The organism is Kribbella jejuensis, assembly GCF_006715085.1.
Lineage (GTDB): Bacteria > Actinomycetota > Actinomycetes > Propionibacteriales > Kribbellaceae > Kribbella > Kribbella jejuensis.
Genome location: NZ_VFMM01000001.1, coordinates 3517402 through 3543676, shown reverse-complemented (window position 1 = coordinate 3543676; position 26275 = coordinate 3517402). Strand labels below are relative to the sequence as shown.

Below are 26275 nucleotides of genomic sequence, written 5' to 3'. Positions count from 1 at the left end.
CAGGCTTCTACCAAGCATGTTCATGAATATGAGGACTTGCTCGCGGAGGCTCGGGGGGACGAACAACTGTTTCCGCGGGAGCGGGAGTTGTTGGAGGCTGTGTTGGCGGACGCACCGGTTGTGGTGCATCTGCAGAGTGGGCACGGGCTCGACGATGTCGGGTTGGTGAAGGCTGGGGCTCGGCGGGTGATCGGGGTGGACTACAGCTCGGTCGCGGCCGGCGCGGCGCAGCGGCGAGCGCGGGATGTGGGGCTTGATTGCCGGTACGTCGTGGCGGAAGTGCCTGGCGTACCGGTGAAGGATGCGTCGGCGGATCTGGTGTACACGGGTAAAGGCGCGCTGATCTGGATGCGCGACATCGACGCGTGGGCGCGGGACGTGGTGCGCGTCGCTCGGCCGGGTGGGCATCTGTTCGTGTACGAGGCCCACCCGGCCGTACCGCTGTGGACGTGGGACACGGACGAACCACGGATCCGCCCTGATCGGAGCTACTTCGCCGCGTCGCACATCAACGACACGTTCCCTGGCAACGGTGCGCAGGAGTGGCAGTGGACGCTCGGGCAGATCGTCACTGCGATCGCCGCGGCCGGCCTGCGCCTCAAGGTCCTCGAGGAGTACGCCGAACCGTTCTGGCGACCGCAGGACGACCACCGCGCGGCCGCCTGGGAAGGCCGTCTACCCAACTCCTACGCCCTGTTGGCCCAGAAGCCGTTATAGATAAGGCAGAAGTTCCGCCTCCTCGCGGTCCAGGTGGGCGTTGAGCTGAGCGATCAGCTCGTCCACCTGGGCCAGTGAGACTTCCTGCTTGAGTTGGTCGAGCAGTACTGCGATCTGCTCGTGCTCGTGCTGCAGTACGGCGATCGCGTCGGCCAACTCCGGGTGCCGCTCGAGCAACCCCGGGAACAGCATGGTCGACTCGCCGGTGTGGTGGTAGTGCAGGCCCTGGCAGAGCGTGAGGCAGTTGATGCGGAGCTGAGCGCCGAGCCCGGCGACGCCCGACGTCGCGATCTCGTGCCGGATCAGGGCCAGCTCCCGGCGGAACGCGGCGTGGATGTTCTTCAGGGCCTCGGCAAGCGAACCCCTGCCCCCGCCAGGTGGTCCGCCCGGGACCAGTGCGACGACCGGGATGGTCCGGGTGACGGCGGCCTGGTACTGGCCCCACCCGGCGTCGGCCTCGACCAGCCGGGCGAAGACCTCGTCGCGCTCGGCGCCCCGCAGTACAAGTGCTGTCGCGGGATAGCTGAACAGGCCGACATCGACGCTGACCTGGGGATCGGCGAGCAGGTTGTGGTACCACGCCGGGTGGTTCGGGCTGCCGCCGGCCGAGCCGACGACCAGGACCCGGCCGCCGTCCGGGTAGTAACCGAGGATCGCGGTCCGGGGCCGGCCGGTACGTGCACCGGTGGTTGTCAGGAGCAACAAGCGGGCGTGCTCGAAGGGCGGGCCGACCTGGCCGGCGTTCGCCTTGAACTCCTCGATGAGACGTGCGGTGAAATCGTTCAGGATTCGCTTCTTTCTCTGGTGCCGTCTGGGAATGAAAGACATCAGAGAAAGCGGGCGGCGCCCGCGCGGCGCTCAGAACGCAGCCGGGGACCCAACTCGGTAATGGCTCGAAGCCGACCCGGCAGTCACATCGGCGATCCTACCTGCTCACCCACGGTCGCCGGATGCATGCGGAAAGTCGTATCTCTCGGAAACCGCGAAAAAGCCTCACGAAGTTTGTAACGGGAGGCGGACTGCAGCGATAAGACGGGTGAGCGACCCAGCGGGGGGCCGAGGGGACGCTCCGGTGCTTCTTCGGGACCACCGCATGTAGTGGGGGGCCTCGCAGGTGCTCACCCGGGGCGGGGTGAGCACCTGTTCGAGGATCAGGCCAGGTCTACGAAGAGGGTCGGCATCAGCCCTTGATCCCGACGTTTGCCATGCCCTCGACGAAGCGTTTCTGGGCGAACACGAACAGCACGATCATCGGGAGGGTCGCCAGCGCCGTGCCCGCCATCAGGTACGGCCATTGGATTTCGGCCGGGTTCTGGGAGAAGATCGCCAGCCCGAGCTGGAGCGGGCGCATCTCGTCCGACGTGGTGATCATCAGCGGCCAGAGGAAACCGTTCCACGCGGCTTCGATCTGGAAGACGGCGATCGTGATCAGCGCCGGCTTGATCAGCGGCGTCATGATCCGCCAGAAGATGCCGAACTCGCCCAGCCCATCCACCCGGGCGGCCTGTGCCAACTGGTCCGGCAGTGAGACGTAGAACTGCCGCGCCAGGAACGTGAACAGCGGCGCCGCGCCGAGCGGGATAATCAGGCCCCACCACGAGTTCAGCCAGCCGATGCCGCCCTGGCCGAGGATGTTGTTGCCGCCGAACAGCGGGATCGACTTCACGATCAGGAACAGCGGCACCAGGATGATCTGGAACGGCACCAGCAGCAGCACGATGAAGTAGTTCAGCAACACCTTGCCGCCGCGGATCGGCAGTTTCGCCAGCGCGTAGCCGGCCGTCGTACAGACCGCCAGCGTGAACGCCGTCTCGCCGACCGCGATGAACAGGCTGTTGCGGAAGTACCGCAGGAACGGAGCGGTCTGCATCGCGTCGACGAAGTTCCGCCAGCGCAGCTCCTGCGGCAGCCAGTTGAACTTCGCGATCTCCAGGTTGCTCTTGAACGCGGTCAGCAGCATCCACACGAACGGCACGATCATCAGCAGCGCGCCGACCGTGAGTACGACGTACAGCACGATCCGGCCGGCCCGTACGGCCGGCGGCTTAGCGGCACCGACCGCCGGCAACGAAACGCTAGTCATTGGTATCCGCCTTCTGGAGCAGGCGTCCGGCGGCGATGAAGATCGCGATCACGATCATCATGATCACCGTCTCGGCGGACGCGTAGCCGAGTTTCAGGTTCTGGAACGCGTTCTGGTAGATGTCCATCACCAGCACCCGGGTCGACGAACCGGGGCCGCCCTGCGTCATCACGTACACCAGGTCGAACACCTGGAAGGTACCGACGATCGACGTGATCAGGACGAAGAACTGCACCGGCCCGATCGCCGGCCAGGTGACGTTGGCGAACCGCTGCCAGCGGCCGGCGCCGTCGAGCTGTGCGGACTCGATCAGGTCGCGGGACACGCCCTGGAGCGCGGCCAGGTAGATGATGATCTTGGTACCGAGGCCCTGCCAGATACCGACCACCATCAGCGACGGCAGCGCGGTCCCCGGGTCGGCCAGCCAGCGGTTCGGCGCGAACCCGAACAGGCTGAGGAACCCGTTCGCCAGACCGGAGCCCGGGTTGTAGATCCACAGCCAGATCGTCGCCACCGCAACCGTCGCGGTCACGGTCGGGATGTAGAACGCGGTCCGGAAGAAGCCGAGGCCGCGGATCTTCTGGTTCAGGCCGATCGCGACCGCGAGTGAGATCGCCATCGAGATCGGGATCACCACGATCGCGTACAGCACCGTGTGCCACAGCGAGGCGCCGAAGTTCGGGTCCCGGAACAGGTCGGCGTAGTTGCCGAAGCCGACCCAGTCGAAGGAGTCACCGAAGCTGTAGTCGGTCAGGCTCAGCACGAGTACGGCGATCACCGGGATCACGATGAAGATGCCGGAGTGCAGCAGCGCCGGCGTCAGCAGCGCCCAGCCGGCCCAGACCTGGTTGCGGACCAGCGCGCGGCTGTCCTTGGACGGCGCCGTCTTGCCGGCGGTCGCGAGCGCGGGACGTTCGAGAGTTGTGCTCATCTGGACTGTCCTGCCAGGTTGTGCAGCACCTTGGCGGGATCCTTCTGTCCGAGGACCGCCTGGGTGAGCTGGATGTCGAAGTTGCCGCGCATCTCGAGCCAGTTGCCCGGTACTTCGTTCTCGTTGACCGCGTACACCAGGCCGTCGGCGACGAACTGGCTGAGCGGGTTGGACTTGGCCTGCGGCGAGTTGCTTGCGTCCTTGTAGGCCGGGATCTTCTTGTTCAGCTTCGCGACGATGTCCAGGCTGGACGGCTTCGTCAGCGACTGGATGAACGCCCAGGCCGCGTCCTTGTGCCGGCTGCGGGACCCGATCGACGCCAGGTCGCCGCCGACGTACTCGATCTCCTTGCCGCTGTTGAAGCGGAAGAACTTCAGGTCGTCGCAGTTCTTCTGGCCGATGCCGTCGGCGGAGCAGTCGACGCCGCCGTTCACGATGCCCATCGCGGCCTCGCCGGTCAGGACCAGCGGCTGCTGCGCCGCGTTCGTCTGCCCGTACGGCTGGACGTTGTTGATCATCGACTTGATCCAGAGCAGCGTGTCGAGGCCGGCCTTGTTGTCGAAGTTCGGCTCGCCCTTGACGTAGAGCGGCGTACCGGTCGAGGCCAGGAAGGTGGTGAACGACTGCCGGAAGCCGGACGCGGACGCGAGGTCGAAACCGCTGCGGGTGATGTTGCCGTTCTTATCCCGCTTGGTCAGCTTCTCGGCGTCGGCCTTGATCTCGGCCAGCGACGTCGGCGGTTTGTTCGGGTCCAGCCCCGCCTCGATGAACGCGCTCTTGCGGAGCGCGACGGCGCGGGCATCGGCGACCAGCGGGTAGGCGTACAGCTTGCCGTCGTACGTCACCGCCGGGATCAGCGCCGGGGTGCTCTTCTCCTTGATGAAGTCCGGCGTCACGCCGTAGTTGCCGAGGTCCTCGAAGATCCGCTTGGACGCGAACGGCTGCACCCAGCCGACACCGGTCACCATCACGTCGTAGGGGATGCCGGCCGCGATCGAGGTGGACATCTTCTCGTTCAGGTTCTTGTACGTCGCGAAGTCCGGCTCGACCCGCATCTTCGGATAGGTCCGGTGGAAGTCGTCGACGACCTTCTGGAACGCCTCGCGCCCCTTCGTACTCGGTGGGAACGACGGGATCAGCACCCGCAACGTCCCGGTCGCCTCGGCCGGCGGCACACCGTCCGTGCTCTTGTCGATCACCCCGTTGCCACAACTGCTGACTACGACGCTGAGCGCCGCCGCCAGCAGTGTCAGTCCCACTCCACGTCTCACCGGGCAACTCCTTCGCTGATGTTCTTCAGCCGGGCCTCAGTGCGGCCCCAAGTGCAGCGAAAGTATGGGAAAGGGCTTTCCCCGTCAATACCTCAGCGCTCGAACGATCACATTCGATCAAGAGTGGAACGCGGAGAGGTTCTGCTCGGCTCCGCAGGAGCTGCGGATGTTGAGGGTGGGGAGCAGGCTCAGGTGCTGGATCGGGGTGTTCGAAGACTGGATCTTGCGAAGGAGGAGGTCGCAGGCGGTTTCGCCCAAGGCTCGGCGGGGCGGGCAGACGGCGGTGAGAGGTACGACGGCCAGTGAGGCGGTGACGTCGTTGTACGCGATCACCGCGAGGTCCTCGGGGACGCGCAGGCCGAGGTCCATCGCGCGTTCGACCAGGCCGGCGCCGTGCTCGTCGGAGTGCACGAGGACGGCGCGGCTGCCGAACGACTCGCACTCGGCCAGGAACGCGTCCAGCTGGGCGACCGCGCCCGGGTCGTCGCCGCGGGCCGGCAGGTCGACGGGCGAGAGGAACACCTCGATGCCGAGCGTCTTCGCGGCCGCCTCGATGCCGAGCCGGAGCCAGTACGCCGTGACCGTGGACTGCAGGTTGATCGCGATCCGCCGGTGGCCGAGCGCCACGAAGTGCCGCAGCGCCAGCATCGCGCCGTACGCGTGGTCGGTCCGGACGTGGTCGTACTCGCGGCGCATCTGTGGGAAGCCGAACGCGCGCTCCATCAGCACCACGGGTACGTCGATGTCGTCCAGCCGGGTGTCCATCCGGTCCGCCGCGCCGTCGCCGAGCGCGGTGCTGAGCAGCAGCCCGGCGACGCCGATCCCGAGCACCTTGTCGAGCCGCTCGCGCTCGGTGGCCACGTCGTACGACGAGACGCCCAGCACCAGGCGGGCGCCGTACCGGTCGGCCATCGCCTCGGCGCCGCGGATCACGTCGGAGTAGTACGACGTCGCGCTCGGCACCACGATGCCGATCGTCAGCCGGCTGCCGGCGCCGGACTGGTCGGCCGCGGCGGTCCCGATCGCACCGCCGTGCACTCGGCGGAGCAGGCCTGCGGAGTCCAGTTCGGCCAGGTCCCGGCGTACTGTGATCGCGGAAACGCCCAGCTCGGCGACCAGGTCGGCGACCCGGAGCCGGCCGTGACGGCGCAGGCTGCGCAGGATCAGCTCGTGGCGCTCCTGTGCAAGCATGCGGCCCCCTGATCTGGTTTCTGATTGTTCGTGATCATACGATCAGGACCCGCCCGTACGGAACGAGGAGACGATCGGTGCAGAAGGCCAACCGGACGAACACCGTGCTGACCAAGCTGGCGGTCGTCGGCGACCTGCTGATGCTGCAGCTGGCGTTCCTGGTGATCAGCCTCGGCATCCTGACCCTGTTCCCGGCCGCGTTCGCGCTGCAGCGGGTGCTGCCGGACGCGATCAGCCAGGAGCGGCCGAAGCTGCTGCGGCGGTTCCTGGGCGAATTCCGGCAGACGATGAAGCAGTACTGGCTGCCCGGCTTCGGCCTGTGGACGGGCGGGCTGATGCTCGCGTTCGGCATCTCCTTCTGGGCGTACGCGTCCGGGCCGGTACGGATCTTCGCGCTCGCGATCCTGATCCCGCTCACCGGCATGATCCTGGGGCTCTACCTGAGCGGTCTGGCGATCCTTCCGCAGGCGGAGCCGACCGCGACGATGAAGGAGCTGTTCCGGTCGGCCAACCTGTTCCTGCTGCGCCGGCCGCTGCCCGTGGCCGGTGGTGTTGTCCTGCTACTCACCTGGTTCGCCCTGGCGTCGCAGGTGCCGACACTGTTCGTCGTGGGCAGCGGTCTGGTGCCGGCGCTCACCGCGTACTGGCTATCTCGGCCGCCGCGCGAAAAAACTTCTGAAGACGTGTCAATCTGAGCCCTCCCAGTTCGACGTAGAGGTGTAAGGCCACTACGACGAACTGCAAGGAGAACCGGAATGTACGCGACGACCGACACCCTGGCGACGACGCCGGCCGCGCAGGGCGGCCGCTCGCGCTGGCTGGCCCTCTACACCCTCTGCGCGGGCATGTTGATGATCGTGCTCGACGTGACCGTGGTGAACGTGGCACTGCCGGCCATTCAGGACGACCTCGGCTTCACCAGCTCTTCACTCGCGTGGGTCGTGAACGCGTACCTGATCGCGTTCGGCGGCCTCCTGCTGCTGGCCGGTCGCCTGGGTGACCTCCTCGGCCGGCGGAACGTCTTCACAGCCGGACTGATCGTTTTCACCGCCGCCTCTGTGTTCTGCGGCCTGGCTCGCTCCGAGGAGGTGCTCGTCATCGCCCGCTTCCTGCAGGGTGTTGGTGGCGCACTCACCTCCGCAGTGATCCTGGGCATGATCGTGACGCTGTTCCCGGAGCCGCGGGAGCAGGCGAAGGCGATCGGGATGTTCGCATTCGTCGCCTCCGCCGGCGGGTCGATCGGTCTGCTGGCCGGCGGCGTACTGACGCAGGCGATCAGCTGGCACTGGATCTTCTTCGTGAACCTGCCGATCGGTGCGCTGACGACCGTTCTGGCGTTCAGGTTCATCGAGAAGGACAAGGGCCTCGGGCTGGGGCGCGGTACCGACGTACCGGGTGCTGTGCTGATCACCGCGGCGCTGATGGTCGGCGTGTTCACGATCGTGAAGCCGGCCGCCGAGCTGGGCTGGACCGCTCCGCGGACGCTGCTGCTGACCGGGGTGACGCTGGTGCTGCTGGCCGCGTTCATCGTCCGCGAGGCGACCGCCGCGAACCCGCTGGTACCGCTGCGGATCTTCCGCTCCCGGACGCTGACCGGCGCGAACCTGATCCAGGCACTGTCGAGCTCCGGGATGTTCGGCATCTTCTTCCTGGGTTCGCTCTACCTGCAGCGGGTCCTGGGGTACGACGCTCTGGAGATCGGGCTGGCCTTCCTGCCGACCACCGTGGTGATGGGGCTGCTGTCGGTGAAGTACTCCGAGAAGCTCGTGATGCGGTTCGGACCGCGCCGTCCGCTGATCGTGGGGCTGTCGCTGATCGTCGTCGGACTGGCCCTGTTCACGCAGGCTCCCGTCGGCGGCAACTACTTCATCCACGTGCTGCCCGTACTGATCCTGCTGGGCCTGGGCGGCGGCGTCTGCTTCCCGGCACTGATGGGCCTGTCGATGGCGGACGTGAAGCCCGAAGACGCCGGCCTGGCCTCCGGCCTGATCGGCACCATGGGCGAGGTTGGCGCCGCCCTCGGCCTGGCCATCCTGGCAACCCTCTCCGCCACCCGCACCGCCACAAGCACCAAGTCCCCACTGGAGGCCCTGACCGACGGCTACCATTTCTCCTTCGCCATCGCGGCGGTAATCGTCGCCGCCTCAGTAGCCATCGCCCTGACCGTAATGCGCCCCACCAAGCAGCAGACCGCTCCCGCCCCCGACCAGGACGACCTCCTCTGCGAAGCAGCCTGACACTCAGCACAACGAACTCCCCGCGACCCGGTGTGGTCGCGGGGAGTTCCCCGTTCAGGCGTCGAACTCACGAACTTCACCTACCGGAGTAATGCGAGCGACCGAGTGAACGGGGTCTTTTACAGGCGGCGAATCGCTGCCTGGACCGCGGTCAGACAGGCGAAGCCGATCACCAGGGCCAACCCGAACTTCCAGTCCTCGGCAATCCCGGAGATCGCGAGGAATCCGAGACGCCTGTCAGCTGCTGACGCCAACCCTGCGCCTCTGTCAGGCCGTACAGAAGCTCCGGCCGTCGCAACACCCACCGCGAGCGCCAGAGTCCAGCTCACGCAGTTCAGCGCCCCAGCGCCTCACGACGTCCATAGGTTGCTCTCTCCCACTTACAGCCGATGCCGACCGGGCGCCTCGGCGTACCACTGCCACCACGCGAGACCCCGACGACGAGCTCCCACGGTGAGCAGGACCATTGCCACCAGGACGAGCGAACCACCTCCCGCAATCAGCCCGATGTAGATGCGGGGCGTCGCCTTGTCTGCAGTCCACTCCTCTGCGTCGACGACGGCCAGCACGACGGACGGGTCGATACTGCGGTACGCCAGCTGCAACGGCAGCGCGTAGCGGGTGCCGGGCGCGGGCGGGTGCACACCCTCCGGCATGCCTTGGCGATCGTCCTCCTCGTTGTCGAGAACGGCTTGAATTCGCCGACCTTCAGGGGTGAGGAACTCGACCTGTACGTCGTCGATGAACGGGCTGCTCTTGCCCGGTACGACATCGACCTGCACCGACGTCGCGGTTGTCCGCACGCCGGAATTCAGCAGCTCGCGACCAAGCCTCTCGCGGGACGAGAACTCGGCCAGACCAAGCACTCCGACCAGCGCGAGCACGAGAGCCGGCACACCCAGCCAGGTCGGCCCCCGACCAGGCCAGTCGACGTTCCCGCTCACTCGGCGGACCGGAGGCGCTTACTGTGCAGGACGGCCCCCACAGCTGTGAGGACGAGTGCCGCTGTCACTGCGACGTACAGGCTGACGGAACGGCTCAGAAATTCCGTCAGAAGCACGAACAGACTGCACAGCAAAACGATGAACATCAAGATCGTGCTGGGAACCAGATGCTTGTCGAGAGCCGCCAGGCGAGACCGGTACGCCGTCGGCGCGATGGCCGGTGGGAGGAGCACGACGACGAAGAAGATCGCAGTCAGGATGTCTTCCAAGCGGCGGCTGCCGACCGCCTGGACAATCATCAGCACAGGCGCAACGACACCGAACACCCGTATCGGTTTCGACGGCGGACGATTCGTGGCATCGATGAATCTGTCCACCCCTGCCCGGATTGATGGCGGCACGGTCACTGCCTGATCGCGGGGCGGTGCCGGCGGTTGCGGCGGACGACGTGGCGGATGAGGACGGGCAGCAGGGTGAGTGGTACTGCGAGCAGCGCACTCGTGATCGGCGGCAGGATCCAGGTGAGCACCGCGAAACCGCCGATGCTGAACAAGAGAAAATGCAGCAGATTCGAGAGTGGCCGGTGGGCTTCCGACCAGCCGTCGAGACGGCCGCTGGCGGCGTACGGCCTGAGCAGGACGAATCCCAAGAAGATGCCGTAGATCGCCCGCGCGATCGTCGGCGCCGAGGGGTGCAGGATCGCATCCACGAGCGTCCCGCCCACGATTGCGAGCGCGAACATCCACGTGACACCAAGCGGCGGGTCTGCGTGCCGGTCGACGTACTTGTCGAACTGTCCCATCTGATTCCCTCCCCAGAGGATGATCGCACGGGTTGTGCACAGGTGGGTGGGACGGGTTTCGGGGTGGGGGGTGGGATGGGGAAGGATATGGGGTCTGGACGGGGCAGAATGCTCGGTGGTTGTTGGGCGTAGAGGGGAACGGACACAGTGGTGGTGCAGTCGATCGAGCAGCGGATTGCCGGCGAGTTGGAGGTCGGGGAGAACCAGGTGCGGGCAGCGGTGGCGTTGCTGGACGAGGGCTCGACGGTCCCGTTCATCGCGCGGTACCGCAAAGAGGTCACCGGGATGCTGGACGATGCCCAGCTGCGGACCCTCGAGGAGCGCCTGCGGTATCTGCGCGAACTGGAGGAACGCCGGCAGACCGTGCTGGAGTCGATCGACAGCCAGGGCAAGCTGGACGACGCGCTGAAGGAGCAGATCCTCGCCGCGGACACGAAGTCCCGGCTCGAGGACATCTACCTGCCGTTCAAGCCGAAGCGCCGGACCAAGGCGATGATCGCCCGGGAGAACGGTCTCGAGCCGCTCGCCGACGGCCTGATGGCCGACCCGGACGTGGAGCCGTTCGCGGCCGCCGCGGTGTTCGTGAACGCCGAGGTCCCGGACCCGCAGGCCGCGCTCGACGGCGCCCGGGCGATCCTGGTCGAGCGGTTCGCCGAGGACGCCGACCTGATCGGTGAGCTGCGCGAGCGGCTCTGGGAGCAGGGCCGGCTGGCGTCGGCGGTGCGTGAGGGCAAGGAGGTCGACGGCGCGAAGTTCTCGGACTACTTCGAGTTCGACGAGCCGTTCACGAAGATGCCGTCGCACCGGATCCTGGCGCTGTTCCGCGGCGAGAAGGAGGACGTCCTGACGCTCACCGTCGAGCCGCTGCCGGCGGGCGTCGAGGCCGACGGACCGACGGAGTACGAGACGACTATCGCCCGCAAGGTCGGCATCGAGAACAGGGGCCGCGCGGCCGACAAGTGGCTGGTGGAGACCGTCCGCTGGGCCTGGCGGACGAAGATCCTGGTACACCTCGGCATCGACCTGCGGATGCGGCTGCGGCAGGTCGCCGAGGACGAGGCGATCCGGGTGTTCGCGGCCAACCTGCGCGACCTGCTGCTGGCCGCTCCGGCCGGCACCCGCGCGACGATGGGCCTGGACCCGGGCTTCCGGACCGGTGTGAAGGTCGCGGTCGTGGACGCGACCGGCAAGGTCGTGAACACCGGCGTCATCTACCCACACGTCCCGCAGAACCAGTGGGACAGGTCGATCGCCACGCTGGCCGCGCTCGCCGCCGCGCACAATGTCGAGCTGATTGCCATCGGCAACGGTACGGCGTCGCGCGAGACCGACAAGCTGGCCGCCGAGCTGATCGCCAAGCACCCCGAGCTCAAGCTCACCAAGGCTGTCGTGTCCGAGGCAGGCGCGTCGGTGTACTCGGCGTCCGCGTTCGCGTCCCAGGAGCTGCCCGGGATGGACGTGTCGCTGCGCGGCGCGGTCTCGATCGCGCGCCGGCTTCAGGACCCGCTGGCCGAGCTGGTGAAGATCGACCCCAAGTCGATCGGCGTCGGGCAGTACCAGCACGACCTCCCCGAGAACTCGCTGTCCCGTTCGCTCGACGCGGTCGTCGAGGACTGTGTGAACGCGGTCGGCGTCGACCTGAACACCGCGTCCGCGCCGCTCCTCACCCGGGTCTCGGGCATCACCCCGGGCCTGGCCGACAACATCGTCCAGCACCGCGACGTCAACGGCCCCTTCAAGTCCCGTACGGCGTTGCGCGAAGTGCCACGGCTCGGTCCGAAGGCATTCGAGCAGGCGGCCGGCTTCCTCCGGATCCCCGACGGCGACGACCCGCTCGACGCGTCCAGCGTGCACCCCGAGGCGTACCCGGTGGTACGGCGGATCCTCGACGCGACCGGGTCGGACGTGAAGTCGCTGATCGGTTCGGCCGAGCTGAAGCGGCTGAACGCGGCGGATTTCGTCGACGACATGTTCGGTCTGCCGACGGTGACCGACATCCTGGCCGAGCTGGAGAAACCCGGGCGGGACCCGCGGCCGGCGTTCAAGACCGCGGTGTTCGCGGAGGGTGTCGACAAGATCGCGGACCTCAAGCCGGGGATGCGGCTGGAGGGTCAGGTCACGAACGTGGCCGCGTTCGGAGCCTTCATCGACATCGGCGTGCACCAGGACGGGCTCGCGCACGTGTCCGCCCTGTCGAAGAACTTCGTGAAGGACCCGAGCGAGGTCGTCAAGGTCGGCGACATCGTCACGGTCAAGGTCCTGGAGGTCGACATCCCGCGGCAGCGGATCTCGCTCACGCTCCGCCTCGACGACGAGGTCGGCGCCGGCGGCCCGGGTGGTCGCGGCGGCCAGAACCGCGGAAACCAAGCCGGGGGTCAAGGCGGCGGCCGCGGCGGTCAAGGGCAGGGTCGTGGCCCGGGCGGTCGCGGACCGGGCGGCCAGGGCCGTGGCCCGGGCGGCCAAGGCGGCGGACAAGCGCGCGGCGGTCAAGGCGGGGGTCAAGGCGGCGGTCAAGGCGGGGGTCAAGGCGGGGGTCAAGGTCGCGGCGGTCAAGGCGCGGGCCAGGGTCGGGGCGGTCAGCCCGACCGGGGCGGCAAGCAGGCCGAGACCTCGATGGACGAGACCTCGCTCGCAGACGCCTTCCGCAAAGCCGGTTTCACCGTCCGCTGATGTCGACGGGTGGCGGCCAACTCCGACGTACCGGGTAAATCCAGCGAGGAGGATCCGATGCGCGACCTGGTCGTCACCCAGAACATCACCGTCGACGGGGTGATCGAAGCCGGCGACTGGTTCGGTCCGGCCGACGGCGGACCGGAGCTGCTCGAGGCGCTCCGCAAGCAGATGGCGCGAGCGGACGGGTTGCTGACCGGCCGGGTGACGTTCGAGCAACTGCGCGGCTACTGGCCCACGCAGACGGACGATCCGAGCGGCATCGCGTCGTACCTCAACAAGGTCCAGAAGGACGTCGTGAGCTCGACGCTGCAGGATCCGGGCTGGACCCCGACGACGATCCTTCGCGGTGTGGACGACGTACGCGGCCTGAAAGACACCGCCGGCGGAGCGATCGTCTGCACCGGCAGCATCGACCTGACCCATCAGCTGATCACCGCCGGGCTCGTCGACGAGTACCGCCTGTTCGTCTACCCGACGGTGGTCGCCACCGGCCGCCGGCTGTTCCCGGACGGCTCACCCCAGTCGTTGCGCCTGCATACCTCGACCTCATTCCCGAGCGGCGTCACCCTACTGATCTACCGTCACCGCTAACCTTGACAAGGTGTCAGAGAACGAGCCGGTACGGCGGCGGCGCCGGGCGGACGCCGATCGCAGTCGGGCGGCGATCCTCGCCGCGGCCGTCGAGCTGCTCGACGAGGACCCGGACGCGAGCCTGGAACGGATCGCCGAAGCCGCGGAGGTCACCCGGCAGACGGTGTACGCGCACTTCTCGTCGCGCGATGCGCTGGTCAATGCGGTACTCGACGAGTTGACCGCTGAGCTGATGAACGCGATCGACGACCTGGATCTCGATCACGGCTCGGCGCTGCGCAATGCGCTCGGTCTGATCGACCTGGGGTGGCGGACGTTCGAGCAGCATCCGATCCTGCTGCATGCCGACCGGACGGGCCCGGCGGACGCGCGCCACAATCCGCTGACGGACCGCCTCGAGCCGCTGATTCGGCGTGGTCAGCGGACCGGCGAGATCACCCGTGAGCTCTCGGTCCACTGGCTGGTCACAACGCTGATCTCGCTAGGTCACGCTGCAGGCGAGTCCGTCGCCGCCGGTCGCCTCACTCCACGGACCGCCTACAAGTCGCTGCACACCACTCTCACCCGCATCCTGCAGCCGTAAACCTCAGCGCAGGTCCGCCAGATGGCCACCGGGATCGCCCAGGTGCACCGCCGTGGCCTTCGGTGTGTACCCGAGCCGGCGATAGACCCGGTCCGCTCCGTCGTCACCCGGCGTCAGCCACGCAAGCGTCGCACCCGCCAGTTCGAAGGCCGTCCGAGTCGCGTACGCCGTGGCGATCGCGCCGTACCCGCGGCGGCGGTGAGCGTGCAGCGTACCGACGCCCGCAATCTCGGTGACCGCATCCGCCACAGCGGTCCACGCCGCGGTCGCCACCGGTACGTCGTCGGCGTACACCAGGACCGCTCCGCCGTCGACCGGGTCCGGCTTGAAGGCGAACCCGGCGCCGGGCATCTCGTACGCCTCGGAGGACACCGAGTCCGCGACCTTCTGCTCGTCCTCCGACTCGACGACCTTGACGGTGACACCCGCCGGGAGCTCAGGGACGACCAGGTCGGCCGGCTCGACGACCAGCAGCGGTAGGCGGGAGACGATCGTCATCCCGTTCGACTCGAGCACCTCGGCCAGGCCGGGATTGGCTTCCTCGACGAGTTCCGCGCTCAGCCAGCGTCCTTCGGCGCCGAAGGCTTGTCGGATGATCGCGAGTGATCCGGCGATCTCGTCGGGGTCGAACGGTTCGCCGGGCTCGGCGGCGACCATCCCGGACAGGTACCAGTCGTCGCGGTCGTGCAGCATGCCCGACAACGCCCCCGCGACGATCTGCCGCCGCGACCTCGACAGCCCGTCCACCTGCGCCCGCGCGATCCGCGCCCCGATCTCCATGCCGCGGACCTTACGCGACGAACCACCCACCAGTCAGGCGAGTTCCAGGAGGCCCAGCCTCGGGTGACCTAGGGGACCTCGGCGAGCTGGAGGAGGTCCAGGAGGCGGTTCAGATCGGCGGCGTTCGGTGGGCGGCCGATGACCAGGGCGAGCGCATCCACGGCCTCGACGAGCCGGCGGCGGGTCGCCGCTCGGGAGCGGCCTTGGGCGAGACCGGCGATGATCCGATCCGCCCGGTCCGAGCCTGCCAGCAGCTCCGCGCCGACGGACGCGGACGGTTCGGGCTCCTCGTCGCCGATGCGTACTGCGAGGCGGGCGCCGAGCGCGGTGGCGAGCCGGTCGAGCGCGGACAGCGTCGGGTTGCCGCGGCCGTTCTCGAGGTTCGCGATGTACGGCACCGACAGGCCGGCGTCGATAGCCACGGACGCAATGGTCCGGCCGGCTGCCTTGCGGCGGTCACGGAGTACCTCACCAAGCTCCACGCGGCATATTCTGACAGAACAATCTTGCAGATGTCTATCTTGTCGAGATAGATTCACCGGCCGTGAGGAACCGTGACTTCCGCAGGCTCTGGCTGAGCGGCGCTGTGTCAGGGCTGGGCTCATGGCTGCTCGTAGTGGCGATCCCGGTCTACGTCTTCACGCTGACCGGTTCGACTGTCGCCACCGGGCTGACGCTTGCCCTCGAGGCCCTTCCGGCGCTGCTGCTCGGTCCGTGGGCCGGCGTACTGCTGGATCGCTGGGACCTCGCCCGCGCGATGTGGATCGCCGACCTCGCCAGTGCGGCTGCCGTAGGGCTGATCCTGTTCGCGGATCGCAAGCACGTCTGGCTGATCTACGCGGCGATCCTGCTCGAGAACACCGCGACCACCGTGTTCCGCCCGGCCTCTCGCGCCCTCCTGCCCGCAGTCGTCGGCACCGGGGACGAACTCGCCGCGGCCAACGCCCTGAACGCCGTCACCGGAAGCGTCCTGCGCCTGGCCGCGCCACCGCTCGGTGCGCTCCTCCTGGCCGGCCCCGGCATCACGTTCGTGCTCGCCGTCGACATCATCAGCTACTTGTTGTCGGCGGCAACCATCGCCACGGTCCGCACCCGCCGGCACGCGACCACCGCCGAACCACCCCACGCCCTCGAAGGCCTCCGCGCGGCCGTCGAGCACCGGGCTCTCCGCGGCGTACTCGTCGGCCAAACCGTCTTCCTCACCGCGAACGCCGGCCTCACCGCACTGCTGGTCCCATTCACCGTCGACCGCCTGCACGCCCCCGGGTACGTCGTGGGCTACCTGATCTCCGGCCTCGGCGCCGGGTATCTCGTCGGCGCGGCACTGAGTACGTACGCAGCTCGCCGTCTGAGCACCCGCGAACTCCTCACGGTCACCCAGCTCGCCAGCGCCGCGGCGTACTTCGCCCTCTTCAACGCGCCGAACGCCCCACTCGCAGTCGGCGCCGCCACCCTGATCGGCTTCCCGGGCAGCATCCTGCTGATCACCGCCGGGACCACGATCCAGCGCGCGGCCCCACCGGAGGTACTGGCGAGCGTCGGCGCGATCTTCTTCGCCGCCGACTCGCTCGCCCTGCTGGCCGGAGGGCTCAGCGCGCCCGCGGCGACGGTCGTCCTCGGCCTACCCGTGACGTTGAACCTCTTGTCGGCAGCCGCCGTACTCGCGGCACTCCTGACGTTCGTCGTCGTACCGGCTCACCCAGCCGCCTTCACGAGGACGCCGCGTCGTACCGAGCGCGAGCCACGGCAATCTCGGTCTGGTGGGACTCGGTCCAGGTGACGAGGGACTGAATGGTGGCGTGCAGGGTCACTCCGAGCGGGGTGAGCGCGTAGTCGACACGCGGCGGCACGACCGGGTGCACCGTACGACTGACCAGCCCGTCCCGCTCCAACTGGCGCAGCGTCACGGTCAGCATCCGCTGACTGATCCCGTCGATCGTCTTCTTCAGCTCCGTGAACCGCATCGAACGGTTGTCGAGCAGCGCGATCACCAGCAGCGACCACTTGTCGCCGATCCGGTCCAGGATCTGCCGGACGTCGCAGTCCTCGCGGGTGTCCCACTGGAACGCGTCCTCGGTGCAGCAGGAGTGACTCGGTTCCTTTGAAGTGCCTTCTTCCACAAATCCCGATGGTTCCTGATGATGAGGTCAGTTACAAGAGGTAACCATCACTTCGAAGGAGACATCCGTGTCGTCAACCGTCACTCCGCAGCGGCTGACCGGCCGCGAGTGGGCCGTACTGTTCGTGCTCTGCGGCGCGATCTTCCTGGAGGGCATCGACGTCTCGATGATGGGCGTCGCGATGCCCTCCATCCGTGCCGAACTCGGCCTCAGCACGGGCGAACTGCAGTGGATCGTCAGCGGCTACGCGCTCAGCTACGGCGGGTTCGTGTTGCTCGGCGGCCGAGCCGCGGACCTGCTCGGACGGCGCCGGATGTTCGTCGGCTGGCTGATGGTGTTCCTGGTCTTCAGCGGCCTGGGCGGCTTCGCCACCGAGGGCTGGGTACTGATCCTGGCCCGCTTCGCCACCGGCGTCGCTGCCGCCTTCATGACGCCGGCCGGCCTGTCCATCATCACCACCTCCTACCCGGAGGGACCGCAACGCAACAAGGCACTGCTTGTCTACGCCGGAACGGCCGCCGGAGGTTTCTCGCTGGGCATGGTCACCGGCGGACTGCTGACGGCGATCGACTGGCGCTGGGTCTTCTTCGCACCGGTGATCGTCGCGGTGCTGGTCCTCGCCGGCGCGCTCGCGCTGATCCCCCGCGACGAGCCGGCGTCCACGGAGCGGCCTGGATTCGACGTGGCCGGTGCACTGGCGCTGACCGGCGCGATGCTGTTGCTGGTGGCGACCGTTGTCCGTGCGCCCGACGTCTCCCCCGGACCGACCGTGCTGACCGCAGTGGCGGGCGTCGTACTACTGGCGATCTTCGTCCGGATCGAACGTCGGGCCTCCGCACCGCTGATCCGGCTCGGCCTGCTCCGCAACACCGCGTTGCTCCGGGCGAACGTCGGGGCGATCCTGCTGGTCGGGTCGTTCGTCGGGTTCCAGTTCGTCGCGGTGCTGTACCTGCGGGAACTGCGCGGCTGGTCCGAACTCGAAACCGGACTGGCCCTGATGGTCATCGGTATCGACGCGGTCCTGGCGCCGACGCTGACTCCGTGGCTGGTCTCCCGCTTCGGCAACGGCCGGGTGGTCTTCGGCGGGTTCGTCGTCGCGGTGCTCGCGTACGCCGCCTTCCTGCCACTGGGCGTCGGCTGGAAGTACGCCGCGATGCTGCCGGCGTTCCTGCTGCTCGGGCTCGCGTTCGCGCTGGCGTACGGACCGTTGACGATCGCCGCGACCGAGCGCGTTGCCGACGACGAGCAGGGGTTGGCGAGCGGCGTACTCACGACGTCGTTCCAGTTCGGGTCGGCGCTCGGCCTCGCGGTGGTCGCCGCGACACTGACGGCGGCCGGCCAGCTGACGATCGGTGCCTTCCGCAACGGTTTGCTGGTGCCGTTCGGCGCCGCCGCACTCGGGGTACTGGTGGCGGTCGCGGGGCTGCGGATACCGGATCGTGAGCGGTTGCACGCAAAGGGTTAGCAGGACGTCATAGATTTCTGCGCGAAACCAATAGCCCCGGCGTCGCCGAATCGTTATTTGCGAATAACGGCAACCATTCTTGACACCGATTCCTGAGGGTCCGGCTGCGCTGCGGAGACGGGCTTGACCTGCACATTCGAAGGTTTCCCTACTCTGCGTCAAGGCTCTGTAAAGGTCCCTACCAAACTGTTCCGGAGGGGCCTGGCGTTTGGTGTTCTTTATCTCAGCGCCGGACAAAGCCGTCCGGGGACTGTCCCGACACTGCCGAAGGAACCGCGATGACCGAGACGCTCGAAGCCCCCGCAACGCACCGCCGGGTGCGGGTCTGGTTCGGAGCGCACCCGATCGCGGACCACACCGCCGACGCGGAGCAGGCAGTGCAGTACGAGGAAGCCATGCGGCGCCGCTTCGCCTCCCTCCGGGTGACGAGCGAGCCGGTGGCGGTGGACGCACAGCGATGACCACCCGGCCGACGCTGCTCGGGTACGTACGGGCCGACGCGCTGAGTTGCGCGGAGGAGCTGGCCGCGGCGACGGATTCTCTCGCCGCTTTCGCCAGCGCCGAGGGATTCACCCTCGGCACCGTGTACACCGAGCGCGACTCGGCCGAGTCCGCGGCCTTCCACGCACTGCTCGACGAGGTGAAGCGCTCGGACGTCCGGGCGGTCGTCGTACCGACGATGAACCACCTCGGCCTCGGGAACCCCGGCGGCTCTCCGGCCGCACTGCAGCACCTCGAGTTCCACCACGCGCACGTGTGGGCGGTGGAACGAGACAACGCCGGATAACTCCACAGACAAGCGGAGCTGACGTCTTGACCCCTGCATCGGCGTCGGTTCCGCTCTCCACCTCCACAGCTGCACCGGGGATGCCCGGGCGGTAGTGGACCACCAAGGCCCCACCGGCTGCTACCGGTGGGGCCTTGTCGTTGGTCCGGTGAAGGGAAAGAAAAGAAGAAAGGAGAGATGATCGAGCCCACCGGCTGCTACCGGTGGGGCCTTGTCGTGTTGTTGGTTCAGGCGACTCGTTGGTTCAGGCGACGATCTTGTGTTTCTTCGGCGGATGCGCCTTCAGGTACAGCTCCCAGGTCATGCCGTAGTACCCGGCCGGACCGTCGTCCTTGCCATGGTTCGCGAGCCCGTTGAGCTTGCGGTGGTACTCCGCGACCTGCACCGCCGCACCCCGGGACAGGTCCTTGTCCCCGACCGCGATCGCGTGCACGTGGTACGGCCAGGTGCCCTGCGCCGGCGTCCGCAGCCACGCCGCGAACCCGACCTCACGCAGCGCCTTCACCACCGCAACCCGCTGCGCGGCGCTCTTGGTCCGTACGTCGACGTCGACTGCGCCGCCGCCGTCATGGGTACCGGCGGAGGCCTCGACCCCGCCGGCGTTGTACGACCCCTGCAGGATCGCGAACTTCGAGTGGTACAGCTGCTCCGCGGCCTCGACCATCGCCACGGTCCGCCTGTTCATCGTGAAGCCGCGCCAGGAAATCCTTGCCTCAGGCATCTTTCTCCCCGAGGATCAGCTCAGCCATTGCCAGTCCTCCCCCTTGGTGTTCACACACCACCCCCCGGCGCGCAAATCGCGCACCAGCCTAGGCCGCTCCCAGGCCGGCTACTACCGGTAAAGGTTTGAGGAACGTGAAGTTTTCCGAGGACTTCGCGTGCCGGGGTGTGTACCCGGCGCCGATCTGGGGTACCTGTAGGTAGTCCCGCGGTTCGGTCAGTGCCATTCGGGCATGGGTGGTGTTCACCGAGCCGCGAGTTCTCCCACTGAGGGGCGGGAGGACGACCGGCCCGGCGGGTGTGTCACTCCCAGGACACACCCGCCGAGACCGGAAATTTTCAGCGCCGCGATCAGCTCGCCTGCGCTTCGGGTTCGCGCCGGTAGCGGTAAGAGTTGTGTTCGGCGACGGTGCCGTCGGGGTTGATCACGATGTGGTCGACGCCGTACCACTGCGCCACGGTCGCGCCTTGGCTTATCTGCTGATGCTTGTTGCGGCCGGCCGAGAACGGTTCGGTGCTGTTGCGCCAGCGGGTCTTCCAGATCCCGTTGTCGCAGTACGTCTGGACATCGTCAAGAGCCATCGGGACTCCTCCTCCACTCGGGTCTGGACCGCAACGGTTCCCAACGCACCGGTCCGACCCGGATCGCCGGGCCCCGTACCGGATCCGGTACGGCCGGTTTGGGCGCGGCGACGACCCGGGCGCGGTCGTAGGCGGCACGGCGGACGGGGTCGCGCAAGGTGGCGTAGGCGTTGAGAAGTTCTTGCAGACGCCGATCGGCGTCGTCGTCGGACTCGACCGACGCGGACGGAATCGCTGCCGTGGCCGATCCGCGGGTGTCCGGGTGGAGCCGGCGGACGAGTCCTCGGAAAGCGTGGTCGAGATCGTCGTCGGACGCCTCGGTGGCCACCCCGAGAATCGCGTACGCGTCCCTGCGCGCGGTCATGGCTACGTTCTCCTGGATGCGTCGGTGTCGATCGGGTGAACCGGGGTGATGCGGCGGCCCGCTCTGAGTGCTGTCGTCCTACGAAGGACAGCCGGCTGAATCGGGGGCGCCGGGTCGAGGGGTGTGTCCATGGCGGGCGGCCGCATCACCGGGTCAGGAACTTGGTTGATCTACCTCGGTTGTCGGGACTCCTTCTCACCTCCTCCTGGGTCGGGCTCAGATGCGAATCCGGCTGCAGAGGCGCGGAGGGCCGCGCCCGCGCCCGCCCGGCCGTCGTACCGGACCTCGCCGGATCCGCCGGAGCTGCGGTGGGCGCGGCCACCACGGCTGTGGCCGCACCCAGCCTCCGGCCGGTGGACCGGCCTTACCGAGCGGGGGTTCGCACGGCGACTCCCAGCACGCCGCGATCAGTGCGTCGAACTCTGCCCGCACCAGCTCGTCGTCGCTGAGCGCGAGATCGACGAAGATGTCGGTCTCGGCGCGTTGCTGTTCGGTCGTTGGCACCGGTCTCACCCCCTCCGGCAACTCACGGACACGGTGTGACAGTCAGGCGTCGATCTGTTTGCGGTCGCCCTCGGAGTTCGAGATCGCGATCTTGCGCGGCTTGGCCTGCTCGGCGATCGGGATCCGCAGCGTCAGCACGCCGGCCTCGTAGGAAGCCTCGATGCGGTCCGCGTCCAGGGTGTCGCCGAGGAACAGCTGCCGGGAGAAGGCCCCGAGCGGTCGCTCGGAGACCTGCATCTCGGCGCCTTCGGAGAGCTCGACCGGCCTGCGTTCGGCCTTCACGGTGAGGACGTTGCGCTCGACGTCGAGCTCGATCGCGTCGGGCGAGATCCCGGGGAGGTCGAACGCGACCACGTACTGGTCGCCCTCGCGGTACGCGTCCATCGGCATCGCGGTCGGGCGTGACCACGTGCCGGGCGTCTGGCTGCCGAAGAACTGCTGCGCCAGGCGATCGAAGTCGCGGAACGGGTCTGTGCGTATCAACATCTTCCCTGCACCTCCTCGCTTCCTCGTCTCTGCGGGTGGTGTCAACACGCACTTCCGATATAGCATGTCATCGAGACGATGACAAGAGATATCGTCGTCGAATTGATGACTTTCGCTCGACAACCCAGGGAGGTGACGGATGGCACCCGACGAAGGAACAAGCCCCGAGTCGCACGACGGGGAGCCACGCGACGAGGCACAGACGGCCGTGCGGGCCGCGTTCGCGGCCGTGGAGCAGGCCGTCCGGCAACTCGCGGGCGGCAACCAGGCCGGCGAAGAACGGCCGGATGCGCTCGGCTCGGGGGATGCGTCCAGCTCGGGCCATGCGTCCCGTTCGGGGCATGCGGTCGGGTCGAGGGATGCGGTCGGGTCGAGGGATGCGGTCGGGTCGGGGGATGCGGGTGGGTCGGGGGATGGGCTTTCATCCGCGGATGCGCTCAGGGCGTTGGCGGAGTTGCGGGTGTTGCAGGAGCAGTTGGCGGCCTGGGAACCGCTGCTGATCGGGGCTGCGCGCGAGCGCGGGGTGAGCTGGGCCGCGATCGCTCCTGCGCTTGGCGTGGCGAGTCGCCAGGCTGCCGAGCGCCGTTATCTGCGACTGAACCCGCACACCACCGGCCCCGACGGGATGACCGGCGAGCAACGCGTCCAGGCTGCCCGCGACCGGCGAGCGGGCGACCGTGCCGTCACCCGGTGGGCCCGGGACAACGCAGCTGATCTGCGGCGACTCGCGGCGCAGATCACCGCCCTGGAAGACCTCGAACCAGGCACACAGGAGTCCGCCGACCGGCTCCTGGAAGCCCTCGGCGACAGCGACTCGGCGGCCCTGCTGGCACCACTGGCCGAGGCCGGCGCAAAGCTCGAGGACAGCCACCCGCAACTGGCCGGCCAGGTCTCCGACATCACCGTGACGACCGACCAACTCCGAACCTCACACATCACCCGGACGGAATGACGTACGCGACAAATCGGATGAAGGCAGCACGTAGGCCCCGTTAGGTTGGCGCGGTGATCAACTTGCCGGAGTCGTTCCTGCGGATGCCGCGGTGGTGGACCGAAGGCGCCGAGTGGCTGCAGGATCTGCCGGCAGCGGTCGAGCGGCAGTGCGAGCGGTGGAGTCTCAGCGTAGTGGGAGCGGTCTCGCACGGCTCTAACGCAGTGGTCGTACCGGTCGCGCGGGCCGGCGAGGAGTTCGTCCTGCGGATGTCACCGCCGGGCGCCGAGGTCTCCGATCAGGTCTGGGCACTCCGCTGGTGGGCCGGTCGAGGCATGGCCTATCTGTACGACGCCGACGTCGAAGTCGGCGCGATGCTGCTGGAGCGGCTGTCCACGCCGTTGACGAGCCGCCCGATCGACGAAGCGGTCGCCGTACTCGGGCAGTTGATGCGCCGGCTCGCCGTACCCGCGCCGGACGACGCCCGCTCGACCGCCGACATCGTGACGACCCGGACCGCCGAACTGGAACCGCAGTGGGAGCGGCTCGGCCGTCCGTTCGACGTCGCGATCCTGCGCGAGGCGCTCGCCATCGCGCCGACCGAAACCACCTCGACGCTGGCGGTGAACGGCGACTTCCACGCGGGCCAAGTGCTTGCGGGTCAACGTGAGGCGTGGCTGATGGTCGACCCGGTGCTGTTCCGCGGCGACATCGAGTACGACCTCGGCCGGGTCCTGTGGTGGGATCTCGACAGGATGGACGACATCGTCCGGTACTTCGATCTCGCGGTCCGCGAAGCCGGACTGGATCGGGACCGGGCCCGCGACTGGGTGATCTGGCGGACGGTGGACTACTGGCTGTACGGGCTGGGCGTCGGGCTGACCGAGGACCCGGTCCGTTGTGCGCGGCTGATCAGCGCGCTTTCCAGATGAACCGGCTGCGCATCATCCGCGGTACGTCGGCCGCGTTCGGTGCGATCGAGTGCAGGATCCACGGATGCGTCAGGTACACGTCGCCCGGCTCACCGGTGAGCTCGACGACCCGAACCGGCAGCCCGTGCACCTCGGCCGGCTCCATCGGGTCGACCGTCCGTTCCGATGGAGCCGAGGTCAGGTTGCGGAACCACGGGTCGGACCGCAGCAACTGATCGCGGACCTCCTTGAAGTCCCGTTCCTCGGTCGTCGTCAGGAACCGCTCGAAGACCCGATGCGAGCCCGCGACCTGCGGCGTACCACCGCCGCCCGGACGGACCGAGTCGTAGAACGCCCAGATCTTCACCGCGCCGACCGGCTGTTCCTCGAAGCCCACGTCGGTGTGCCATTGCCGATGCGGCACCGCCCACGGCACACCTTCCGGCATGGTGACGAGCACCTGCCCTTGATGCTTCGGCTCGAGCCAGTCGCCCAGCAGCCCGTCCAGCGCCGAACGCACCCGCGGTCCGAGGATCGCTTGCGCCCGCCGGTCGAACTTGGTGGTCTTCAGCCCGGTCGGCCGCAACACCGTCCACGTCGTCGGGTCGTCACGATCCATCCCGTGCCGCTCGGACAGCTCGCGCCACAGCACCTCACGCATCCCGGCGGCCTCGTCGGCGGAGAACGCGGACGGGATCTTCACGATCCCGTCCCGCTCGAAGACATCCAGCTCTTCGGCAGTGAGCATGCGCCCCATCCTGCGCGCGCTGCCGACACCGCGCGACCCAATTACCAGCGGTCCTCAGTGTGCCGGTGCGAAGTCGTGGAAGCCGATCAGCTTCTGGATCTTGCCGTCGGCATCCAGTACGACGATGTCGGTACCGCCGGCCACCGGCTCCTGGCCCTCGGCCTGCAGGTGCCACGTCCAGCGGAGGTAGTTGTGGTGCTCGTCGATGTCGCCGATCCGGACGAACGACAGCCCCGGGAACATCTGCTGCGCGGCGCCGACCAGCTTGTTCAGCTCGTCGTGGCCGGTGGTCTCGAAGCTCGGGTCCTGGAAGGTCCCGTCCGCGGTCCAGGACCCCTCGATCAGCTCGGCGCGGCGGTCGGCGTCGGCGGCGTTCCACATCGCGAAGTACTGGTCGGCGAGAGCGTTGGCGTTCATGGTGTTTCCTCCTGGTTGGAGCGAGTCGGTTGCGATGACCAGAACCTTGCCGCGCACCCGGCGTACCGTCGATGACGTCAGAGGTAATGGCCTTGTCTACGCGACCCGATACCGTCGGCATATGGCAGCGACGATCGAGGAGACCTTCCAGCGCCCGGTGGGTGAGCTTCTACGCGGCTGGCGCGAGCGCCGGCGGCTCAGCCAGCTCGAGCTGGCGAACCGCGTCGAGGTGTCCACCCGGCACGTGAGCTTCGTGGAGACCGGGCGGTCCAAGCCCAGCCGGGAAATGGTGCTGCGGCTGGCCGAGCACCTCGACGTACCGCTCCGGGACCGGAACCAGCTGCTGCTCGCGGGTGGATACGCGCCGATTTACAGCGAGGCGTCGCTGCACTCGCCGGCGATGCTCGCGATCCGTACGACGCTACGCCGGTTGCTGAAGGCCCACGAACCGTACCCGGCGCTCGTCGTCGACCGCTGGTGGAACATCGTCGAGGCGAACGCCGGGATCGCCTTGTTCTCCGAGGGTGTGGACGAGAAGTTGCTACAGGCACCTATCAACGCACTCCGGCTGACCCTGCACCCGGACGGCCTGGCCCGGCGGATCGGCAACATCGCCGAGGTCCGCGCCGCGGCGCTGGCCGGCCTGCAACGCCAGGTCACCAGTACGGCCGATCCCGAACTCCAGGACCTGTACGACGAGCTCCGCTCGTACGCCGTCCACGACAAGCCGGCCGCGCCCGGGCCGACGGAGGTCGTCATACCGTTCAATCTCACCCACGACGGGCGGGAGCTGTCGTTGCTGACCACGATCGCCACGTTCGGGACACCGCTCGACGTGACCGTGTCGGAGCTGATGATCGAGTCGTTCTACCCCGCCGACGAAGCGACCGCCGACTACTTGAGGAGCCTCGGATGAAGCCGCCCCGGGATCTCGCCGACACGATCGAATCGCATCTGCAGAACCTCGAACGCTTCCGGAGCATCGTCGAGGACAAGCTGACCGGGCTCAACGACGCCGACCTGCGCAGCAGCAGGCTGCCGTCGGGCTGGACGCCGCTGGAGCTGCTGAAACACCTGGTGTTCATGGAGCGGCGATGGATCCGCTGGGGTTTCCTCGCCGAACAGGTCGAGCATCCGTGGGGCGACTCCGCCGACGATCCGGACGGCCGGTGGACGCTTGCGCCGGACGACACGCTCGAGGGTCTGCTCGGTCAGCTGCGCGCGGGCGGTGAGTTCACGCGCAAGGTGGTGAGTGGGCGGGACCCGGCGGAGAGTGCGTCGGCCGGTGGCCGTTTCGGGACCGACGACCGGCCGACGCTGAACTGGATCCTGTTCCACGTACTCCAGGAATACGCGCGCCACGCGGGCCACCTCGACATAGCTCGCGAACTCGCGGATGGAGCCACCGGCGAGTAGGCCTGCAGGGTAGGCCTACTC

The 26275-nt window shown here is 68.0% G+C and carries 33 protein-coding genes; 14 read left to right on the top strand and 19 right to left on the bottom strand.

Annotation, left to right across the window (positions count from 1 at the left end; genetic code table 11):
* The first annotated feature begins 87 nt into the window (after window positions 1-87).
* On the top strand, window positions 88-717 hold the full coding sequence (locus FB475_RS17585; RefSeq protein ID WP_238332196.1) for a class I SAM-dependent methyltransferase: 630 nt from the start codon (window positions 88-90) through the stop codon (window positions 715-717).
* Here the strand turns inward: FB475_RS17585 and FB475_RS17580 are convergent.
* The 5 genes from FB475_RS17580 to FB475_RS17560 all read right to left on the bottom strand — a co-directional run bounded on the left by FB475_RS17580 (window position 712) and on the right by FB475_RS17560 (window position 6193).
* Window positions 712-1545, bottom strand: coding sequence for a nitroreductase/quinone reductase family protein (locus FB475_RS17580; protein ID WP_141857324.1), 834 nt, complete (start codon window positions 1543-1545; stop codon window positions 712-714). The genes FB475_RS17585 and FB475_RS17580 overlap by 6 nt on opposite strands.
* A gap of 352 nt (window positions 1546-1897) precedes the next feature.
* Window positions 1898-2800: a carbohydrate ABC transporter permease gene (locus FB475_RS17575; protein ID WP_141857323.1), complete on the bottom strand. Its 903-nt coding sequence runs from the start codon at window positions 2798-2800 to the stop codon at window positions 1898-1900.
* Entirely contained in the window at window positions 2793-3731 is a 939-nt protein-coding gene (locus tag FB475_RS17570; protein ID WP_141857322.1) for a carbohydrate ABC transporter permease, read from the bottom strand. Before FB475_RS17570 ends, FB475_RS17575 begins: the two co-directional genes overlap by 8 nt.
* Complete coding sequence (locus tag FB475_RS17565; protein ID WP_141857321.1) at window positions 3728-5002, bottom strand: extracellular solute-binding protein; 1275 nt, start codon at window positions 5000-5002, stop codon at window positions 3728-3730. Before FB475_RS17565 ends, FB475_RS17570 begins: the two co-directional genes overlap by 4 nt.
* Window positions 5003-5119: 117 nt before the next feature.
* Window positions 5120-6193, bottom strand: a complete 1074-nt coding sequence (locus tag FB475_RS17560) for a LacI family DNA-binding transcriptional regulator (protein ID WP_141857320.1) — start codon at window positions 6191-6193, stop codon at window positions 5120-5122.
* Window positions 6194-6270: 77 nt separating this feature from the next.
* Here FB475_RS17560 and FB475_RS17555 point away from each other — a divergent pair, with 77 nt between their 5' ends.
* Window positions 6271-6888: a DUF624 domain-containing protein gene (locus tag FB475_RS17555; protein ID WP_238332195.1), complete on the top strand. Its 618-nt coding sequence runs from the start codon at window positions 6271-6273 to the stop codon at window positions 6886-6888.
* A 60-nt stretch (window positions 6889-6948) separates the two neighbouring features.
* On the top strand, window positions 6949-8430 hold the full coding sequence (locus tag FB475_RS17550) for a DHA2 family efflux MFS transporter permease subunit (RefSeq protein ID WP_141857319.1): 1482 nt from the start codon (window positions 6949-6951) through the stop codon (window positions 8428-8430).
* 119 nt (window positions 8431-8549) lie between these two features.
* On the opposite strand, the gene FB475_RS38120 is transcribed toward FB475_RS17550, so the two are convergent.
* The 4 genes from FB475_RS38120 to FB475_RS17535 all read right to left on the bottom strand — a co-directional run bounded on the left by FB475_RS38120 (window position 8550) and on the right by FB475_RS17535 (window position 10176).
* Entirely contained in the window at window positions 8550-8684 is a 135-nt protein-coding gene (locus FB475_RS38120) for a hypothetical protein (RefSeq protein WP_272952070.1), read from the bottom strand.
* A 126-nt stretch (window positions 8685-8810) separates the two neighbouring features.
* Entirely contained in the window at window positions 8811-9374 is a 564-nt protein-coding gene (locus FB475_RS17545; RefSeq protein WP_141857318.1) for a hypothetical protein, read from the bottom strand.
* Window positions 9371-9751: a hypothetical protein gene (locus tag FB475_RS17540; protein WP_141857317.1), complete on the bottom strand. Its 381-nt coding sequence runs from the start codon at window positions 9749-9751 to the stop codon at window positions 9371-9373. The genes FB475_RS17545 and FB475_RS17540 overlap by 4 nt, the downstream gene beginning before the upstream one ends.
* Window positions 9752-9777: 26 nt before the next feature.
* Window positions 9778-10176, bottom strand: coding sequence for a hypothetical protein (locus FB475_RS17535; RefSeq protein WP_141857316.1), 399 nt, complete (start codon window positions 10174-10176; stop codon window positions 9778-9780).
* A 150-nt stretch (window positions 10177-10326) separates the two neighbouring features.
* On the opposite strand from FB475_RS17535, the gene FB475_RS17530 reads away from it, so the two are divergent.
* Genes FB475_RS17530 through FB475_RS17520 form a run of 3 tightly spaced genes read left to right on the top strand, consistent with a single transcriptional unit; the run spans window position 10327 to window position 14023 of the window.
* A complete protein-coding gene (locus tag FB475_RS17530; protein WP_141857315.1) occupies window positions 10327-12846 on the top strand; it encodes a Tex family protein in 2520 nt (839 codons plus the stop codon).
* Between the two features lie 57 nt (window positions 12847-12903).
* Window positions 12904-13440 (top strand): dihydrofolate reductase family protein, encoded by a 537-nt coding sequence (locus FB475_RS17525; RefSeq protein ID WP_141857314.1) that lies wholly within the window; start codon window positions 12904-12906, stop codon window positions 13438-13440.
* Between the two features lie 10 nt (window positions 13441-13450).
* On the top strand, window positions 13451-14023 hold the full coding sequence (locus FB475_RS17520) for a TetR/AcrR family transcriptional regulator (RefSeq protein WP_141857313.1): 573 nt from the start codon (window positions 13451-13453) through the stop codon (window positions 14021-14023).
* 3 nt (window positions 14024-14026) lie between these two features.
* Here the strand turns inward: FB475_RS17520 and FB475_RS17515 are convergent, their stop codons facing one another.
* Both FB475_RS17515 and FB475_RS17510 read right to left on the bottom strand, forming a co-directional pair.
* A complete protein-coding gene (locus FB475_RS17515) occupies window positions 14027-14803 on the bottom strand; it encodes a GNAT family N-acetyltransferase (RefSeq protein WP_141857312.1) in 777 nt (258 codons plus the stop codon).
* Between the two features lie 68 nt (window positions 14804-14871).
* Window positions 14872-15285, bottom strand: a complete 414-nt coding sequence (locus FB475_RS17510) for a helix-turn-helix domain-containing protein (RefSeq protein WP_185759283.1) — start codon at window positions 15283-15285, stop codon at window positions 14872-14874.
* A 62-nt stretch (window positions 15286-15347) separates the two neighbouring features.
* Between FB475_RS17510 and FB475_RS17505 the strand changes: the two genes are divergently transcribed.
* A complete protein-coding gene (locus FB475_RS17505) occupies window positions 15348-16583 on the top strand; it encodes an MFS transporter (RefSeq protein WP_185759282.1) in 1236 nt (411 codons plus the stop codon).
* Here FB475_RS17505 and FB475_RS17500 read toward each other — a convergent pair.
* Window positions 16513-16923 (bottom strand): winged helix-turn-helix transcriptional regulator, encoded by a 411-nt coding sequence (locus FB475_RS17500; RefSeq protein ID WP_141857308.1) that lies wholly within the window; start codon window positions 16921-16923, stop codon window positions 16513-16515. The two genes, FB475_RS17505 and FB475_RS17500, sit on opposite strands and share 71 nt — an antisense overlap.
* A 67-nt stretch (window positions 16924-16990) precedes the next feature.
* On the opposite strand from FB475_RS17500, the gene FB475_RS17495 reads away from it, so the two are divergent.
* The 3 genes from FB475_RS17495 to FB475_RS17485 all read left to right on the top strand — a co-directional run bounded on the left by FB475_RS17495 (window position 16991) and on the right by FB475_RS17485 (window position 19175).
* Window positions 16991-18388, top strand: a complete 1398-nt coding sequence (locus tag FB475_RS17495) for an MFS transporter (RefSeq protein WP_141857306.1) — start codon at window positions 16991-16993, stop codon at window positions 18386-18388.
* A 278-nt stretch (window positions 18389-18666) separates the two neighbouring features.
* Window positions 18667-18849, top strand: a complete 183-nt coding sequence (locus FB475_RS17490; protein WP_141857305.1) for a hypothetical protein — start codon at window positions 18667-18669, stop codon at window positions 18847-18849.
* Window positions 18846-19175 carry a recombinase family protein gene (locus tag FB475_RS17485; RefSeq protein WP_141857303.1) on the top strand — a complete coding sequence of 110 codons (330 nt, stop codon included), beginning with the start codon at window positions 18846-18848 and terminating at the stop codon, window positions 19173-19175. The genes FB475_RS17490 and FB475_RS17485 overlap by 4 nt, the downstream gene beginning before the upstream one ends.
* A 244-nt stretch (window positions 19176-19419) precedes the next feature.
* Here FB475_RS17485 and FB475_RS17480 read toward each other — a convergent pair whose 3' ends face one another.
* The 5 genes from FB475_RS17480 to FB475_RS17460 all read right to left on the bottom strand — a co-directional run bounded on the left by FB475_RS17480 (window position 19420) and on the right by FB475_RS17460 (window position 21831).
* The gene (locus tag FB475_RS17480; protein WP_238332194.1) at window positions 19420-19896 is read right to left on the bottom strand and encodes a hypothetical protein; all 477 of its coding nucleotides are present in this window, start codon (window positions 19894-19896) and stop codon (window positions 19420-19422) included.
* 350 nt (window positions 19897-20246) lie between these two features.
* Window positions 20247-20477 carry a hypothetical protein gene (locus tag FB475_RS17475; protein WP_141857301.1) on the bottom strand — a complete coding sequence of 77 codons (231 nt, stop codon included), beginning with the start codon at window positions 20475-20477 and terminating at the stop codon, window positions 20247-20249.
* Window positions 20467-20841 carry a DnaJ domain-containing protein gene (locus FB475_RS17470; RefSeq protein ID WP_141857299.1) on the bottom strand — a complete coding sequence of 125 codons (375 nt, stop codon included), beginning with the start codon at window positions 20839-20841 and terminating at the stop codon, window positions 20467-20469. Before FB475_RS17470 ends, FB475_RS17475 begins: the two co-directional genes overlap by 11 nt.
* A gap of 216 nt (window positions 20842-21057) precedes the next feature.
* The gene (locus FB475_RS17465) at window positions 21058-21345 is read right to left on the bottom strand and encodes a hypothetical protein (protein ID WP_141857297.1); all 288 of its coding nucleotides are present in this window, start codon (window positions 21343-21345) and stop codon (window positions 21058-21060) included.
* A gap of 42 nt (window positions 21346-21387) precedes the next feature.
* Entirely contained in the window at window positions 21388-21831 is a 444-nt protein-coding gene (locus FB475_RS17460) for an Hsp20/alpha crystallin family protein (protein ID WP_141857295.1), read from the bottom strand.
* A 139-nt stretch (window positions 21832-21970) separates the two neighbouring features.
* On the opposite strand from FB475_RS17460, the gene FB475_RS17455 reads away from it, so the two are divergent.
* Both FB475_RS17455 and FB475_RS17450 read left to right on the top strand, forming a co-directional pair.
* Window positions 21971-22783, top strand: coding sequence for a hypothetical protein (locus FB475_RS17455; RefSeq protein ID WP_238332193.1), 813 nt, complete (start codon window positions 21971-21973; stop codon window positions 22781-22783).
* 53 nt (window positions 22784-22836) lie between these two features.
* On the top strand, window positions 22837-23694 hold the full coding sequence (locus FB475_RS17450; protein WP_141857293.1) for an aminoglycoside phosphotransferase family protein: 858 nt from the start codon (window positions 22837-22839) through the stop codon (window positions 23692-23694).
* Here the strand turns inward: FB475_RS17450 and FB475_RS17445 are convergent.
* Together FB475_RS17445 and FB475_RS17440 are read right to left on the bottom strand one after the other, a co-directional pair.
* Window positions 23675-24421 carry a phytanoyl-CoA dioxygenase family protein gene (locus FB475_RS17445; RefSeq protein ID WP_185759281.1) on the bottom strand — a complete coding sequence of 249 codons (747 nt, stop codon included), beginning with the start codon at window positions 24419-24421 and terminating at the stop codon, window positions 23675-23677. The two genes, FB475_RS17450 and FB475_RS17445, sit on opposite strands and share 20 nt — an antisense overlap.
* Before the next feature lie 54 nt (window positions 24422-24475).
* Window positions 24476-24838 carry a nuclear transport factor 2 family protein gene (locus FB475_RS17440; RefSeq protein WP_141857289.1) on the bottom strand — a complete coding sequence of 121 codons (363 nt, stop codon included), beginning with the start codon at window positions 24836-24838 and terminating at the stop codon, window positions 24476-24478.
* 121 nt (window positions 24839-24959) lie between these two features.
* Here FB475_RS17440 and FB475_RS17435 point away from each other — a divergent pair, with 121 nt between their 5' ends.
* Together FB475_RS17435 and FB475_RS17430 are read left to right on the top strand one after the other, a co-directional pair.
* A complete protein-coding gene (locus FB475_RS17435) occupies window positions 24960-25754 on the top strand; it encodes a helix-turn-helix domain-containing protein (protein WP_141857287.1) in 795 nt (264 codons plus the stop codon).
* Window positions 25751-26254 carry a DinB family protein gene (locus tag FB475_RS17430; RefSeq protein WP_141857286.1) on the top strand — a complete coding sequence of 168 codons (504 nt, stop codon included), beginning with the start codon at window positions 25751-25753 and terminating at the stop codon, window positions 26252-26254. The genes FB475_RS17435 and FB475_RS17430 overlap by 4 nt, the downstream gene beginning before the upstream one ends.
* The last annotated feature ends 21 nt before the right edge of the window (window positions 26255-26275 follow it).